This is a genomic window from Streptomyces sp. NBC_01445, assembly GCF_035918235.1.
Classification (GTDB): Bacteria; Actinomycetota; Actinomycetes; order Streptomycetales; family Streptomycetaceae; genus Streptomyces.
On record NZ_CP109485.1, the window covers coordinates 4,962,216 to 4,977,212 of the forward strand.

Here is a 14,997-nt window from a genome sequence, read left to right on the forward strand (position 1 = left end):
GGCTCCTGACGGGGTAGGCGGGCCCACGTGGGCACCACGGGATTGCCGGAGCGCGCTGGTGGGTAGGGGCGGCTACCAGCGGTGGGCCGCCCTGTCCATAGCCCCCGCGGGCGAGCGCTGTCGGTGCCCGCAGGTAGATTCGATCGAGGCTGGTGTGCCGACCGCACTCGGTACGAACCCGCCGCTACCGACGATTGCAGGAGTGATTCGCGTGGATCGTGTCGCGCTGCGCGGCCTCAAGGCCCGCGGGCACCATGGCGTCTTCCCCAAGGAGCGCGAGGAAGGCCAGACCTTCATCGTGGACCTGGTGCTCGGACTGGACACACGCGCGGCCGCGGCCGACGACGACCTGGCGAAGACCGTGCACTACGGCATCGTGGCGGAGGAGGTCGTGGCCGTCGTCGAAGGCGATCCGGTCGATCTCATCGAGACGCTCGCCGAGCGCATCGCCGGGACGTGCCTGAAGCACGAAGGAGTCCTGGAGGTCGAGGTCTGCGTCCACAAGCCGGACGCCCCGATCACCGTCCCCTTCGACGATGTGACCGTCACCATCACCCGGAGCCGAGTATGACTGCATCTTTCACCGAGGGCCCCAGCGACCCGACCGTACAGCCGGTGCCCGCCTCCGTGGTGGAACAGGTGGACGCGGCCGACACCACACTCTCCAACCCCAAAAACGCGGTGATCGCCCTCGGCTCGAATCTGGGGAACCGCCTCGAGACGATCCAGGGCGCCATCGACGCCCTGGAGGACACCCCCGGCGTCCGCGTCAAGGCCGTCTCGCCCGTCTACGAGACCGAGCCGTGGGGCGTCGAGCCGGGCAGCCAGCCCGCGTATTTCAACGCGGTGATCGTGCTCCGCACGACCCTGCCCCCGTCCTCCCTCCTGGAGCGGGCGCACGCCGTCGAGGAGGCCTTCCACCGCGTCCGTGACGAGCGCTGGGGTGCCCGCACGATCGACGTCGACATCGTCACGTACGCCGACGTCGTCTCCGACGACCCGGTCCTCACGCTCCCTCACCCCCGCGCGCACCAGCGGGCCTTCGTCCTCGCCCCCTGGTTCGACGTGGAGCCCGAGGCGCAGCTGCCGGGCCACGGACCCGTGGCCGAGCTGCTCGCCGCGGTCACCCGCGAAGGCGTCGCGCCGCGCGCCGACCTGGAACTCCAGCTGCCCGAATAGTCGTTAGGGTCATGCGGGCACACGAAGACAGCGCGGGGACTGAGGGGCGACCACCGGAATGAAGCAACTGCGCATCAGGACGTTGGCCGGCCTCTTCCTGGTCGCCGGTGTACTGAGCTGGGCGGGCGCCCGCCTGTGGGACTCGATCGGCACGCTGCCGCGGGTCCCGCTGGCGGCGCCGATCGTCCTCGCCGTGATCGCCGTCATCCTGCTGGCGACCGCGCTCTCCATCCGGGCCCGGCTGCGCGCCCAGCGCGAGCGGAGCCCCGGCGCCAAGGGAGTCGACCCGCTGATGGCGGCCCGCGCCCTCGTCTTCGGCCAGGCCAGCGCGCTGGTGGCCGCGCTGGTCGCGGGGATGTACGGCGGCACGGGCGCGTTCCTGCTCGAACACCTCGATGTCCCGGCCCGCCGCGACCAGGCCATCTACGCCGGCTTCTCGGTCCTCACCGGCATCGCCGTGATAGCGGCCGCCCTCTTCCTGGAGCGCGTCTGCAAGCTCCCGGAGGACGACGACGAGGACCACGGCGGGGCCGCACCGGCGGCCTGACCGGCCCGGGGGCCGGCCGCGCGCCGGCCTGGGCTCAGCGCGCGATGATGAGGCTCATAGCCTCGTTGCGCGTCGCCGGGTCGCGCAGCTGGCCGCGCACCGCGGACGTGATGGTCTTCGCGCCCTGCTTGCGCACCCCGCGCATCGTCATGCACATGTGCTCGCACTCGACGACCACGATCACGCCGCGCGGCTCCAGGATCTCCATCAGGGAGTCGGCGATCTGCGTGGTCAGACGCTCCTGCACCTGCGGGCGCCGGGCGTAGACGTCCACGAGGCGTGCCAGCTTCGACAGGCCGGTGATCTTGCCGTCGGTCGACGGGATGTAGCCGACGTGGGCGACGCCGACGAACGGCACCAGATGGTGCTCACAGCTGCTCTGGACCTCGATGTCCTTCACCAGGACCATCTCGTCGTGACCGAGGTCGAACGTCGTCGTCAGAACGTCCTCGGGCTTCTGCCACAGGCCCCCGAATATCTCCTTGTACGCCCGCGCCACCCGCGCCGGCGTCTGCTTGAGGCCCTCGCGGTCCGGGTCCTCCCCGACCGCGATGAGCAGCTCACGCACGGCGTTCTCAGCCCGCTTCTCGTCGAACTCGCCGATCGGACCCTCGCCGTCCAGCGTCACCGGGTCGGTCATCTGTGCCTCTTCCTAGAACAAAGAACCGCGTCCCCCACACCGTAAGGCGTGGGGGACGCGGTTATCCATTCCGGGGTGATCAGGCCTCGGGGCTGTCCGTAGGAGCGATGTCCAGCCCGGACTCGACGCCCGTTGCCGCGCCGTTCGAACCGTTCGTCAGTGACAGCTCCCTGGGGGAGAGCACCGGCGGGCGGGTCGACGGAGTGCGGCGGGAGGAGCCGGTCCACGCGGGGCGGGCCGGGCGCTTCACGATCGGAGCGAAGATCTCGGCGATCTGCTCCTTGTTCAGCGTTTCCTTCTCCAGGAGCGCGAGGACCAGGTTGTCGAGAACGTCCCGGTTCTCGACGAGGATCTCCCAGGCCTCATTGTGCGCGGTCTCGATGAGCTTCTTGACCTCTTCGTCGACGAGCGCGGCGACCTCTTCCGAGTAGTCGCGCTGGTGCGCCATCTCCCGGCCGAGGAACGGCTCGGTGTTGTCGCCGCCGAACTTGATCGCGCCGAGCCGCTCGGTCATGCCGTACTGCGTGACCATGGCCCGCGCGGTCGCGGTCGCCTTCTCGATGTCGTTCGCCGCGCCCGTGGTCGGGTCGTGGAAGACCAGCTCCTCGGCCGCGCGCCCGCCCAGCATGTACGCGAGCTGGTCGAGCATCTCGTTACGCGTGGTGGAGTACTTGTCCTCGTCGGGCAGGACCATCGTGTAACCGAGGGCCCGTCCACGGGACAGGATCGTGATCTTGTGCACCGGGTCGGAGTTGGGCGAAGCCGCCGCGACCAGGGCGTGTCCGCCCTCGTGGTACGCGGTGATCTTCTTCTCCTTGTCGGACATGATCCGGGTCCGCTTCTGCGGGCCCGCCACCACGCGGTCGATCGCCTCGTCCAGCATCGAGTTGTCGACGAGCTTGAGGTCGCTGCGCGCCGTGAGGAGCGCCGCTTCGTTCAGCACGTTCGCCAGATCGGCGCCGGTGAAGCCCGGGGTACGCCGGGCGACGGCGGACAGATCGACATCGGGTGCGACCGGCTTGCCCTTCTGGTGAACCTTGAGGATCTCCAGACGGCCCTGCATGTCCGGGCGGTCGACCGCGATCTGCCGGTCGAAACGTCCCGGGCGCAGCAGCGCCGGGTCGAGGATGTCGGGCCGGTTCGTGGCGGCGATCAGGATGACGCCGCCCTTCACGTCGAAGCCGTCCATCTCGACGAGCAGCTGGTTGAGCGTCTGCTCGCGCTCGTCGTGACCGCCGCCGAGACCCGCACCGCGGTGCCGGCCGACGGCGTCGATCTCGTCGACGAAGACGATCGCCGGGGCGTTCGCCTTGGCCTGCTCGAACAGGTCACGGACTCGGGAGGCACCGACACCGACGAACATCTCGACGAAGTCGGAACCCGAGATCGAGTAGAAGGGGACCCCCGCCTCACCGGCGACGGCGCGCGCGAGCAGCGTCTTACCGGTTCCGGGCGGGCCGTAGAGCAGCACACCCTTGGGGATCTTGGCGCCGACGGCCTGGAACTTCGCCGGCTCCTGGAGGAACTCCTTGATCTCGTGGAGCTCCTCGACGGCCTCGTCCGAGCCCGCCACATCGGCGAACGTCGTCTTCGGGGTGTCCTTGGTGATGAGCTTCGCCTTGGACTTCCCGAACTGCATGACTCGGGAGCCGCCGCCCTGCATCTGATTCATCAGGAACAGGAAGACGACGACGATCAGGACGAAGGGGAGCAGGGAGAGCAGGATCCCCACGAAGGCGTTCTGCTTCGTCGGGGCGACGGTGTACCCGTCGGGGATCTGCTTGTCCTCGAACTTGGCCTGCAGATCCTTGGCCACATCGACGCCCTGGTCGCCGATGTAGCTCGCCTGGATCTTGCTGCTGCCCTGGACCTTCTGGCCGTTCTTGAGCTCGACCTTGATGTTGTTTTCGTCGCCGGTGGTCAGCTTGGCCGACTGCACCTTGTTGTCGTTGATGGCCTGAATGACCTGGCCGGTGTCCACCGTCTTGTAGCCACCGGACGAACCGACGACCTGCATCAACACGACCACGGCAAGGACGGCCAGCACGATCCACATGACCGGCCCACGGAAGTATCGCTTCACGTCCATCCATACGGAGCGATGACGCCCCGTCCCTCCTGCCATAGTGAGTTTGATAAAGGCTGTTTTGAAGACTGTTCTTCGGACGGTACCCCAGCATTGTCACCCGCAGCCGCAGGGGATGACTGGGAATCTCGCCCACGCATGCTCCAACGGCGGGAAACCCGCAGGGGTTCCCGACCGTCTCACATCGCTTCGGCGACGGTTCAGCCGCCGTAGACGTGCGGAGCCAGAGTGCCGACGAACGGCAGGTTCCGGTACTTCTCCGCGTAGTCCAGGCCGTACCCGACGACGAACTCGTTCGGGATCTCGAACCCGGTCCACTTCACGTCGATGGCCACCTTCGCCGCCTCCGGCTTGCGCAGCAGCGTGCAGACCTCGAGGCTCGCGGGCTCGCGGGTGCCGAGGTTGGTGAGCAGCCACGACAGCGTCAGCCCGGAGTCGATGATGTCCTCGACGATCAGGACGTGCCTGCCCTTGATGTCGGTGTCGAGGTCCTTGAGGATCCGCACGACGCCGGACGACTGGGTGCCCGCGCCGTACGAGGACACCGCCATCCAGTCCATCGTGACGGGGGTGGACAGCGCACGCGCCAGGTCCGCCATGACCATCACGGCGCCCTTGAGGACACCGACGATCAGCAGGTCCTTGCCCGCGTATTCCGCATCGATCTTCGCGGCCAGCTCAGCCAGCTTCGCGTCGATCTCTTCCTTGGTGATGAGCACCGACTGGAGGTCGGTGCCCATGTCTTTCGCGTCCACCCGCATCACTTTCGGTCGTCCCACCGGCCGCTCAAGGACTCTCGTCCCGCGTCAGCCTTGCCGGATGACCAGTCTGCCACCCTGCCGCTGAGCCACGACCTTGCCGGGGAGGTTGATCTCCCCCTGGCCGCGCCAGCCGGTGATCAGACGGTCGACCTCTTCGATGTGCCGGGCGAACAGAGCGCCCGCCGGAGCGCCGGCCTCGATGGCCGCTCGGCGCAGTACACGGCGGCGTACGGCGGGCGGCAGCGCGTAGAGCTTGGCGCACTCAAGGAGCCCTGCGGGGTCCCGCACCATGGATTCGGCCTGCGCGGCCCACGTGTCCAGGGCGTCGGCGTCGTCCCGGGACAACTGGGCCGTACGGGCGAGCGCCTCGACGACACCCTTGCCGAGCGCCTTCTCCAGGGCGGGCAGCCCCTCGTGGCGCAGCCGGGAGCGCGTGTACGCCGGATCGGTGTTGTGGGGGTCGTCCCAGACGGGCAGCGACTGGGCCATGCACGCCTTGCGGGCGGTCTGGCGGTCGAGGCGGAGGAAGGGCCTGCGGTAACGGCCGTCGACCCCCGAGGTCGCGGCCATTCCCGACAGGGAGCGGATACCGGAGCCGCGGGCGAGGCCGAGCAGGACCGTCTCTGCCTGGTCGTCGCGGGTGTGGCCGAGCAGGATCGCGGCGGCGCCGTGGTGGTCCGCGGCGGCGTCGAGCGCGGCGTATCTGGCGTCCCTCGCCGCGGCTTCGGGTCCGCCGTCGCGGCCGACGTGCACGGCCGCGGACTCGACGGGGTCGAGGCGCAGGGCGGTGAGCCGCGCGACGACTTCGGCGGCGCGGAGATCGGAGCCGGGCTGCAGACCGTGGTCGACGGTCACGCCACCGGCGCGGATGCCGAGCTTGGGGGCCTCGAAGGCGAGGGCGGAGGCGAGCGCCATGGAGTCGGCACCGCCGGAGCAGGCGACAAGCACCAGGGGCGGGGTGCGCGGGGCTTCTGGCGCCGGATGGGGGGCGCTGTGATCGTTGAGTACGTCGTGGAGTACGCGGCGGACCGCCAGGCGTATCGCCGCGACCGCAGGATGGGGACCCATGTCCGGTTCCCTTCATGAAGTTTTCGGTGGGGGTGTAGCTCGGACCAGTCACTCAACAGCGACTCGTCGATTTCAGTCACTCAGAGTGCGTCGATGGTGACAGAGCCGAGCCGTTCCCCGAGCATTGCACGCCTACCCACGCCCCACGGTCCCTCGGATGGGTGATTACGGGGGCGTTCTCCTGCCGTTGGCCGTATTTGTTTCACGACCCTGCCTTACGGTGCACCCTCGGACTTGCGGTGCACCCGCGCGACCCAGTCCGCCGGTTTGGCGATCTCCGCCTTGGTGGGGAGCGTGTTCGGCGATGTCCATACGCGATTGAATCCGTCCATACCCACCTCGTTCACCACGGCCCTGACGAATCGCTCGCCGTCGCGGTACTGGCGCAGCTTCGCGTCGAGGCCCAGGAGCTTGCGCAGCGCCAGGTCCAGGCGGGACGCGCCCTTCTGGCGGCGCTCCTTGAACTTCTCCCTGATCTCGCCCACCGACGGCACCACCGCGGGCCCGACCCCGTCCATCACGAAGTCCGCGTGCCCTTCGAGCAGTGACATCACGGCCGTGAGCCGGGCGAGGATCTCGCGCTGGGCCGGGGACTGCACGAGCTCGACCAGGGAACGGCCCCCGTCGTCGCCCTCGCCCTGCTCGCCCTCGGGGCGCGCGCCCGCCAGGGACTGGGCGGCCTCCCGGATGCGCTCCAGGAACGTCATGGGGTCGACATCGGTCTCGGCGAGGAATGACTGGATCTCGCCCTCGAGGTGGTCTCGCAGCCAGGGCACGGCCGTGAACTGCGTGCGGTGCGTCTCCTCGTGCAGGCACACCCAGAGCCGGAAGTCGTGCGGGTTCACATCGAGTTCGCGCTCCACGTGCACGATGTTCGGCGCGACGAGGAGCAGTCTTCCGCCGCCGTTCGGCGCGGCCGGCAGGTCTCGGGTGGCCGGGGCGAAGGTCTCGTACTGCCCGAGGACTCGGGAGGACATGAAGGACAGCAGCATCCCGAGCTCGACGCCCGTGACCTTGCCGCCTACGGCGCCGAGGACCGCTCCGCCGGGGCCGGAGCCGCGCCGCTCCTCCATCTTGTCCAGGAGGGGCTTGAGGAGTTCCCTGAACCCCGCCACGTTCGCCCGGACCCAGCCGGGGCGGTCGACGACGAGGACGGGAGTGTCGTGCGCCTCCTCGGTGGCCATCCGCGTGAACCCGCGGACATGTTCCTCGGAGGCCTTGGCGTGGCGGCGCAGCTCCGCGACGATCGCCCGCGCCTCGTCCCGGCTCACCTCCGGGCCCGGCCGCACGAGTCGGGTCGCGGTCGCCACCGCGAGGTTCCAGTCGACCATCCCAGAAGCGCCACCGATGCTCGTCATGCGTCAACCGTACGTGCTCGGGTCCTGGTGCACAGGGGCTTGGCCCCGGACGGCGCCCGGGTTGTGCCCCCTAGGGGACGCGGCCGGGGCGGGTCAGCGGCAGCCGCAGTTCGCGACCGTCGACGCGAGCCGGTCCAGGGCCGCCTGGGCCTGTCCCGGGTTCACCGTGCCGTCCGTCATGAACGCGAAGACCAGGAGCCGCCCGTCCGCGTCGACGACCGTGCCGGCCAGCGTGTTCACCCCGGTCAGCGTGCCGGTCTTGGCCCGTACGAGGCCGATGCCCGCCGCGTCGGCCTCGTCGGTGTACCGCTTGCTCAGCGTGCCCGTGAAGCCGGCGACGGGCAGTCCGGTGAGGACGGGACGCAGCCCCGGGCGCTCGCGCTCGACGGCGTGCGCGAGAACCTGGGTGAGCAGGTCGGCGGAGACCTTGTCGGCGCGGTCGAGACCGCTGCCGTCCGCGAAGTGGCTTCCGGAGAGCGGGATTCGGAGCTTCTCCAGCTCCTTGCGGATCCCCTCGCCCCCGCCCTCGAAGCTCGCGGCCTCGTCCGTGGCGAGGGCCACCTGGCGGGCCAGGGCCTCCGCGATGTCGTTGTCACTGTGCGTCAGCATGCGCTCGACCAGGGCCGATACGGGCGGCGACGACACCTTGGCCAGCTTCTCGGCGTCGCCCGAGGCATGGCGGGGGCCCGGCTCGCCCTTCGTCCTGATGCCGCGGTCGTGCAGCAGATCCGCGAACTTCCGCGCGGTGGCCGCCGCGGGGTCTGACTCACGGGGAGCCGGACCGCTCGACGAGTCGTCCGTGCGCGCCTCGTCGGCCATGAGGGCGCTGACCGGCGCGATGTTCTCGTTCGGCCCGATGGGGTGCAGGAGCGGCCCCGAGTAGAGCGAGGTGTCGTAGGAGAGGGTGATCTCGTCCGTGTCCCGGCTCTTGAGCTCCTTGGCGGTGGCGTCGGCGAGGGCGCGCAGGCTCGCGTTCGGTCCGGCGTCCTTGCGGGCGGTGAGCGTGGGGTCGCCGCCGCCGACGAGGACGACCTCGTGCGCCTTCGAGCCGGGCTCGATCACGGTCTTCGTGTCGATGCGGTGGTCGGACCCCGGCATCGACAGGGCGGCGACGGCCGTGGCGAGCTTCGTGGTCGAGGCGGGAGTCAGTGCGTCGCCGGAGCTCTTGCCGTACAGCCGCTGACCGGTGGCCGCGTCGACGACGGCCGCCGTGCGCCGCTTGCCGAGGGCCGGGTCGTTCAGGAGCGGGTCGAGCACGTCGGCGAGCGCGCCCTTCGTGGGACCGGGGACCGAGCCGCCCGGCGCCGCGAGCACCGCACGGGCGCTCGGGGCCGCGTCCGGTTCCTCGGAGCCCCCGTCGCGGCCGTCGCGGCCGTGATCTGCGCCACCCCCGGCCTCCTGGGAGGCAGCCCGGCGCGCCTCCGCCGTACGCTGACCGCTGGAGTCCCACGGACCGGCCGAGGCCACCGCCACGGCCGAGAGCGCCAGGCCCAGGGTGGCAGCGCCCGCTGTGAGCTGCCAGGTCTTGACCTTCGTGAGCACCTTCACTGCCTGTGAAACTGCCTGCGAAGCCTTGAGCTCGGGCACCACGGACCAGCCCCTTTCGCGATCACACACATGCGTGAGGGACACTTAATCACCAGTCGTATGTGTTGATCATGGAGGAGCCACCGGTGGAGTTCGACGTCACGATCGAGATTCCGAAGGGTTCGCGGAACAAGTACGAGGTGGACCACGAGACCGGTCGGATCCGCCTGGACCGTCGACTCTTCACCTCGACCAGTTACCCGGCCGACTACGGATTCGTCGAGAACACGCTCGGTGAGGACGGGGACCCGCTGGACGCGCTGGTCATCCTGGAGGAGCCGACCTTCCCCGGCTGCCTCATCAAGTGCCGCGCCATCGGCATGTTCCGTATGACGGACGAGGCCGGCGGCGACGACAAGCTGCTGTGCGTCCCCGCCTCGGACCCCCGCGTGGAGCACCTGCGGGACATCCACCACGTGTCCGAGTTCGACCGCCTGGAGATCCAGCACTTCTTCGAGGTCTACAAGGACCTGGAGCCCGGCAAGTCCGTCGAGGGCGCCGACTGGGTCGGCCGCACCGAGGCCGAGGCCGAGATCGAGCGGTCCTACAAGCGCTTCAAGGACGAGGGCGGTCACTGACCTCCCCCGCCACGCACGGGCCGTCCGACTCCTCCGGGGGTGGGGCGGCCCGTTCGCGTGTCTGTGCTCATACTGAGGCGTACCGGGAGGTGCGCAAGCGTCATACGAAGGGCGAGTTGGTGACGGAGCGGGAGCCGGAGGCGGCCGAAGACCGCAAACCGCAGTCGGACGAGGCACGCAGCGCCTTCACCCCGCCGCAGGGAGTGGTGCCGCAGACCCCGGTGCCCGAGCAGGACGAGTCGCAGACGACGTCCGAGTTCGCGCTCCCGGACGGGTTCAGCACCCCGGCAGCCGCGCCCGCCGACACCAGCGGTTCGGCCTTCACTCCCCCGCAGACCTACAGCTCCCGGCACGCGCCCCCCGCGTTCACCCCCGCGCACGGCATCCCCATGGTCAAGCTGACCAAGGAGGCGCCCTGGCAGGACCGGATGCGCACGATGCTGCGCATGCCGGTCGCCGAGCGTCCGGCGGCCGAGCCCGTGCAGAAGCACGACGACGAGGGGCCGGCCGTTCCGCGCGTCCTCGACCTGACCCTGCGTATCGGCGAGCTGCTCCTCGCGGGCGGTGAGGGCGCCGAGGACGTGGAGGCGGCGATGTTCGCCGTGTGCCGCTCCTACGGCCTCGACCGGTGCGAACCGACGGTGACGTTCACGCTGTTGTCGATCTCGTACCAGCCGTCCCTGATCGACGACCCGGTGACCTCCTCGCGCACCGTGCGCCGGCGCGGCACCGACTACACGCGCCTCGCGGCCGTGTTCCAGCTGGTGTACGACATCAGCGACGCGGAGGTCGACGTCTCCCTGGAGGAGGCCTACCGGCGCCTCGCCGAGATCCGCCGCAACCGCCACCCCTACCCGGGCTGGGTGCTCTCCACGGCGACCGGGCTCCTCGCGGGCGGCGCCTCGATTCTCGTCGGCGGTGACCTGATCGTCTTCGTCGCGGCGGCGCTCGGCGCGATCCTCGGCGACCGGCTGGCCTGGCTGTGCGCCGGGCGCGGGCTGCCGGAGTTCTACCAGTTCACCGTCGCCGCGATGCCGCCCGCCGCCATAGGGATCCTGCTGACCCTCGCGCACAACCTCGTGGACGTACGCGCCTCCGCGGTGATCACCGGTGGGCTGTTCGCGCTGCTGCCGGGGCGGGCCCTCGTGGCGGGCGTGCAGGACGGCCTGACCGGCTACTACATCACCGCGGCCGCGCGCCTGCTCGAAGTCATGTACTTCTTCGTCGGCATCGTCGTCGGCGTCCTGGTCGTGCTCTACCTCGGCGTCCAGCTGCACGCGCAGCTGAACCCGGAGGCGGCCCTCCAGGTCATCGACCGCCCTTACTGGCAGATCGCCGCCTCGATGGCGCTGTCCCTCGCGTTCGCCGTCCTGCTCCAGCAGGAACGCTCCACCGTGCTCGCGGTGACGCTGAACGGCGGTGTGGCGTGGGTCGTGTACGGGGCCATGCACGTCGTCGGCGGGATCTCGCCGGTCGCCTCGACGGCGGCGGCGGCCGGGCTCGTCGGCCTGTTCGGGCAGCTCTTCTCGCGGTACCGGTTCGCGTCCGCGCTGCCGTACGTGACGGCGGCGATCGGGCCGCTGCTGCCGGGTTCCGCGACGTACTTCGGGCTGCTGGCCATCGCGCAGAACGACGTGGACGCGGGCCTGGTGTCGCTCACGAAGGCGGCGGCTCTCGCCATGGCCATCGCGATCGGGGTGAACCTCGGGTCCGAGATCGCGCGGCTGTTCCTGCGCTCGCCCGGCGCGGAAGGGCGCCGGGCGGCGAAGCGGACCCGAGGCTTCTAGGACCCCGCAAAAGGGGCCGTGGCGCTCTAGCGCTTCGCGTGGCGGCCGCGCTGGCCCGGCGCCGGCGTCTGCGGCTGGGGCGTCGCCGCCGCGGCCTTCTTCGACTTGCTGCGCGCCCGCAGGAACTCGATCGCGATGGGGACCACCGAGATCAGGACGATCAGGATCAGGATCGCCTCGATGTTCTTGTGGACGAACTCGATGTTGCCCAGCCAGGAGCCGAGGAGCGTGACGCCCGCGCCCCAGAGCACGCCGCCGATGATGTTGAACGTGATGAACGAGCGGTACTTCATGCCGCTGACGCCCGCGATGATCGGCGTGAACGTACGCACGATGGGCACGAAGCGCGCCAGGACCAGGGACTTCGGGCCGTACTTCTCGAAGAACTCGTGCGCCTTGACCACGTTCTCCTGCTTGAAGAGGCGGGAGTCCGGGCGGTTGAACAGCGAGGGGCCGACCTTCTTGCCGAAGAGGTAACCCGCCTGGTCACCGAGGATCGCGGCGACGCAGATCAGGCCGACGGCGCCCCACAGGGGGAAGTCCAGCGTGCCGGCGGTGATCAGCAGTCCGCACGTGAACAGCAGGGAGTCGCCCGGCAGGAAGAAGCCGATGAGCAGGCCGGACTCCGCGAACACGATCAGGAGCAGGCCCCAGATGCCGAACGTGTTGAGCAGGTGGTCCGGGTCCAGCCAGCTTGGTCCGAGAGCAAGCGTCGTCACGGTTCCGGACTCCTGAGGGGTGGTGAAGCAAGGGCAATGGCGGTGCAAAGTTATCAACGCCGGATGACGGCACCAGGTTCCAGCGGCCCTCTCAGGATGCACTGTGCGTCAACTGTGGCAAACCTGTGTGTATGGGTATCGAAGACTACGGCGGCGGCCAGAATCCGCAGACGGATGTGCTCGTCGTCACCACGAACGACGTGCCCGGCTACCGGGTGGAGAAGGTGATCGGCGAGGTCTTCGGCCTCACGGTCCGCTCCAGGCACCTCGGCAGCCAGATCGGCGCCGGCCTCAAATCGATGATCGGCGGTGAGCTGAAGGGCCTCACCAAGACGCTGGTGGAGACCCGTAACCAGGCGATGGAGCGGCTCGTCGAGCAGGCCCGCTCCCGCGGCGCCAACGGGGTGCTGATGTTCCGCTTCGACGTCACGGAGGCGGCGGACGTGGGCACCGAGGTGTGTGCGTACGGCACGGCCGTGGTGATCGCACCCCTGTAGCGCCGGTCAGACGTTGCGGACGGCGTTGGCGAGGATCGCGTCGCGCAGGTGCTCGGCGAGGCCGGGGCGCATGGACTCGTAGAACTCCTTGAAGCGTTCGTCCGCCACGTACATCTCGCCGAGACCGCAGTGAATCTCGAAGCCGCACTCGTAGAACCACTTGGTGATGTGCTGCCGGTGTTCCTCGGCCATGTCCATGGCCCGCTCGCCGGTCGCGGGCTCGCCGGCCGCCATCAGGGCGTCGTAGCGCTCGCCCCAGTCGGCGACCTCGGCCTGCATCCGCTTCCAGTCGTCCTTGGTGTAGCGGGCGGCGCGGCGCTGCGACTCGGCGTACGTGTCCGTGCCGCCCCAGCGCTCCTCCGCCTCCTGCGCGTACCGCTCCGGGTCCTTGTCCCCGAAGACCTCGAACTTCTCCTCGGGCGTGAGGTTGATGCCCATCCTGCGTGCCTCCATGGCGTGTTCCACGGCCTCGGCCATCTTCTGGAGCTCCCCGATCCGGGCGGTCAGCAGTTCGTGCTGGCGGCGCAGATGCGCGCGCGGGTCCGCGTCCGGGTCGTCGAGAAGGGCCGCGACCTCGTCGAGGGGGAAGCCGAGCTCCCGGTAGAACAGGATCTGCTGCAGCCGGTCCAGGTCGGCGTCGCTGTAGCGCCGGTGGCCCGCGTGGCTGCGCCCGACCGGCGCGAGCAGACCGATCTCGTCGTAGTGGTGCAGCGTGCGCACGGTGACGCCGGCGAACCCGGCGACCTGCCCCACGGAGTAGCTCACGGCTCCCGCCCCCTCCCTGTCGTTGTCGGTACGGGTCCCAGCGTGCGGCCTCACGTCACGTGAGGTGCAAGCGGGAATTTCTCCGGGTGTTATGCCGCTTTCATACGCTTATGGTGTGCCGGTGAGCACCGACGCGCAGGCCGAGCCCCAGGAGACCACCCCGGCACGGACGTTGCTGCCGCTGGTCGTCCCCGCGCTCGTCGTGGGCGTCGTGTGCAGCCTGCTGTTCCTCGGCGTGAGCTGGCTCGCCGAGCAGCTCCAGCACGTGCTGTGGGAGGACCTGCCCGACGCGCTCGGCATCGGCGGGTACTCCTCGGCCTGGATGATCGTCATGCTGACCACGACCGGCATCCTCGTAGGCATCGTCGTGTGGAAGGCGCCCGGTCACGCGGGGCCCGACCCGGCCACCGTCGGGCTCGAGAGCGATCCGCTGCCGCCATACGTGCTGCCCGGGCTGCTCGTCGCGACCGCGCTGATGCTGGCCGGCGGGCCCAGCCTCGGCCCGGAGAACCCGATCATCGCGGCCAACATCGGCCTCGCGTTCTGGCTCGGCTCGAAAGCCCTGCCCGCCATGCCCGCCGTCCTGTGGGGCACCCTGGCCGAGGCGGCCACGCTCGGCGCGCTGTTCGGCACACCCGTCGCCGCCGCCCTCGTCATCTCCGAGGCCCTCGCGGGCAAGCCGATCAAGGGCTCTCTGTGGGACGCCCTGTTCGCGCCGCTCACCGCGGCGGCCACCGGCGCGCTGACCACGGCCCTCATCGGACATCCCAGCTTCGACCTCGGCCTGCCCGCCTTCCCCCGGCCGGACTGGGGCGACCTCCTCTCCGTCCTGGTGGTCGCCTCCGCGGCCGCGGTCCTCGGCATGGCGGCCGTCTACGCCTTCCCTTACACGCACGCCGCGTTCGGACGCCTCAAGCACCCCATGCTGATGCTGCCCGTCGGCGGGCTCGTGCTCGGTCTGCTCGGCGCGCTCGGCGGCCATCTCACGCTCTTCAAGGGCCTCAATGAGGTCGCCGCGCTGGCCCAGGACCCCGAGGGCTGGTCGGCCGGGCAGTTCGCCCTGATGACGGTGGTGAAGCTGGCGGCCCTGCTGATCGCCGCCTCCTGCGGCTTCCGCGGCGGCCGGATCTTCCCCGCGGTCTTCATCGGGACGGCCTTCGGCCTCCTCGCCCACGCACTCGTGCCGGGCGTGCACCCCGCCGTCGGCGTCTCGGCGGGCGTCCTCGGCATCCTGCTCGCCATCACACGGCAGGGCTGGGTCAGCCTGTTCGTCGCGGCCATCCTCGTCGCGTCCCCGCCGATCCTCGTCCTGCTGTGCATCGCCTCGCTGCCGGCCTGGCTCCTGGTCACCGGACGCCCCCAGATGCAGCTCCACGACGACGGCACGGCCCTGCGCTGAGAGCGGGCCGCCCCCCGCCCGTCCGC

The 14,997-nt window shown here is 70.0% G+C and carries 14 protein-coding genes and 1 pseudogene; 7 read left to right on the forward strand and 8 right to left on the reverse strand.

The genetic code is table 11. From position 1 onward, the window contains the following. Positions 1 to 211: 211 nt before the first annotated feature. From folB to OG574_RS22650, 3 genes are read left to right on the forward strand one after another with little or no spacing between them, the layout of a single operon-like run. Complete coding sequence (gene folB / locus OG574_RS22640) at positions 212 to 571, forward strand: dihydroneopterin aldolase (protein WP_116511517.1); 360 nt, start codon at positions 212 to 214, stop codon at positions 569 to 571. Next, on the forward strand, positions 568 to 1,179 hold the full coding sequence (gene folK / locus OG574_RS22645) for a 2-amino-4-hydroxy-6-hydroxymethyldihydropteridine diphosphokinase (protein WP_100597708.1): 612 nt from the start codon (positions 568 to 570) through the stop codon (positions 1,177 to 1,179). Before folB ends, folK begins: the two co-directional genes overlap by 4 nt. A gap of 58 nt (positions 1,180 to 1,237) precedes the next feature. Then, positions 1,238 to 1,726, forward strand: a complete 489-nt coding sequence (locus tag OG574_RS22650) for a DUF3180 domain-containing protein (RefSeq protein ID WP_100597707.1) — start codon at positions 1,238 to 1,240, stop codon at positions 1,724 to 1,726. 34 nt (positions 1,727 to 1,760) lie between these two features. Here OG574_RS22650 and folE read toward each other — a convergent pair whose 3' ends face one another. From folE to dacB, 6 genes are all read right to left on the reverse strand, one after another. Next, complete coding sequence (gene folE, locus OG574_RS22655) at positions 1,761 to 2,366, reverse strand: GTP cyclohydrolase I FolE (RefSeq protein WP_100597706.1); 606 nt, start codon at positions 2,364 to 2,366, stop codon at positions 1,761 to 1,763. Positions 2,367 to 2,445: 79 nt separating this feature from the next. Continuing rightward, positions 2,446 to 4,455, reverse strand: coding sequence for an ATP-dependent zinc metalloprotease FtsH (gene ftsH, locus OG574_RS22660; RefSeq protein ID WP_326774701.1), 2,010 nt, complete (start codon positions 4,453 to 4,455; stop codon positions 2,446 to 2,448). Between the two features lie 197 nt (positions 4,456 to 4,652). Further along, complete coding sequence (gene hpt / locus OG574_RS22665) at positions 4,653 to 5,213, reverse strand: hypoxanthine phosphoribosyltransferase (RefSeq protein WP_100597704.1); 561 nt, start codon at positions 5,211 to 5,213, stop codon at positions 4,653 to 4,655. Positions 5,214 to 5,258: 45 nt separating this feature from the next. Then, the gene (tilS, locus tag OG574_RS22670; protein ID WP_326774702.1) at positions 5,259 to 6,281 is read right to left on the reverse strand and encodes a tRNA lysidine(34) synthetase TilS; all 1,023 of its coding nucleotides are present in this window, start codon (positions 6,279 to 6,281) and stop codon (positions 5,259 to 5,261) included. A gap of 215 nt (positions 6,282 to 6,496) precedes the next feature. Beyond that, positions 6,497 to 7,639 (reverse strand): zinc-dependent metalloprotease, encoded by a 1,143-nt coding sequence (locus OG574_RS22675; protein ID WP_326774703.1) that lies wholly within the window; start codon positions 7,637 to 7,639, stop codon positions 6,497 to 6,499. 93 nt (positions 7,640 to 7,732) lie between these two features. Beyond that, a complete protein-coding gene (gene dacB, locus OG574_RS22680; protein ID WP_442816932.1) occupies positions 7,733 to 9,226 on the reverse strand; it encodes a D-alanyl-D-alanine carboxypeptidase/D-alanyl-D-alanine endopeptidase in 1,494 nt (497 codons plus the stop codon). 86 nt (positions 9,227 to 9,312) lie between these two features. Here dacB and OG574_RS22685 point away from each other — a divergent pair, with 86 nt between their 5' ends. Together OG574_RS22685 and OG574_RS22690 are read left to right on the forward strand one after the other, a co-directional pair. After that, a complete protein-coding gene (locus OG574_RS22685; protein ID WP_100597700.1) occupies positions 9,313 to 9,804 on the forward strand; it encodes an inorganic diphosphatase in 492 nt (163 codons plus the stop codon). Positions 9,805 to 9,893: 89 nt separating this feature from the next. Next, positions 9,894 to 11,591, forward strand: a complete 1,698-nt coding sequence (locus OG574_RS22690) for a threonine/serine ThrE exporter family protein (protein WP_326774705.1) — start codon at positions 9,894 to 9,896, stop codon at positions 11,589 to 11,591. Positions 11,592 to 11,647: 56 nt separating this feature from the next. On the opposite strand, the pseudogene OG574_RS22695 reads toward OG574_RS22690, so the two are convergent. After that, positions 11,648 to 12,310, reverse strand: a pseudogene (locus tag OG574_RS22695) (DedA family protein); the annotation flags it as partial. A 131-nt stretch (positions 12,311 to 12,441) separates the two neighbouring features. Here OG574_RS22695 and OG574_RS22700 point away from each other — a divergent pair. Continuing rightward, the gene (locus tag OG574_RS22700; protein WP_266672924.1) at positions 12,442 to 12,807 is read left to right on the forward strand and encodes a YbjQ family protein; all 366 of its coding nucleotides are present in this window, start codon (positions 12,442 to 12,444) and stop codon (positions 12,805 to 12,807) included. 6 nt (positions 12,808 to 12,813) lie between these two features. On the opposite strand, the gene OG574_RS22705 is transcribed toward OG574_RS22700, so the two are convergent. Next, the gene (locus OG574_RS22705; RefSeq protein WP_326774706.1) at positions 12,814 to 13,572 is read right to left on the reverse strand and encodes a MerR family transcriptional regulator; all 759 of its coding nucleotides are present in this window, start codon (positions 13,570 to 13,572) and stop codon (positions 12,814 to 12,816) included. Between the two features lie 121 nt (positions 13,573 to 13,693). Here OG574_RS22705 and OG574_RS22710 point away from each other — a divergent pair, with 121 nt between their 5' ends. After that, complete coding sequence (locus OG574_RS22710; RefSeq protein ID WP_326774707.1) at positions 13,694 to 14,971, forward strand: ion channel protein; 1,278 nt, start codon at positions 13,694 to 13,696, stop codon at positions 14,969 to 14,971. Positions 14,972 to 14,997: the final 26 nt, after the last annotated feature.

Coding starts and splice junctions, on each gene's coding strand:
- OG574_RS22700 (WP_266672924.1), top strand. CDS start 12,442: ATGGGTATCGAAGACTACGGCGGCGGCCAGAATCCGCAGACGGATGTG.
- tilS (WP_326774702.1), bottom strand. CDS start 6,281: ATGGGTCCCCATCCTGCGGTCGCGGCGATACGCCTGGCGGTCCGCCGC.
- folK (WP_100597708.1), top strand. CDS start 568: ATGACTGCATCTTTCACCGAGGGCCCCAGCGACCCGACCGTACAGCCG.
- ftsH (WP_326774701.1), bottom strand. CDS start 4,455: ATGGACGTGAAGCGATACTTCCGTGGGCCGGTCATGTGGATCGTGCTG.
- OG574_RS22650 (WP_100597707.1), top strand. CDS start 1,238: ATGAAGCAACTGCGCATCAGGACGTTGGCCGGCCTCTTCCTGGTCGCC.
- folE (WP_100597706.1), bottom strand. CDS start 2,366: ATGACCGACCCGGTGACGCTGGACGGCGAGGGTCCGATCGGCGAGTTC.
- OG574_RS22675 (WP_326774703.1), bottom strand. CDS start 7,639: ATGACGAGCATCGGTGGCGCTTCTGGGATGGTCGACTGGAACCTCGCG.
- hpt (WP_100597704.1), bottom strand. CDS start 5,213: ATGCGGGTGGACGCGAAAGACATGGGCACCGACCTCCAGTCGGTGCTC.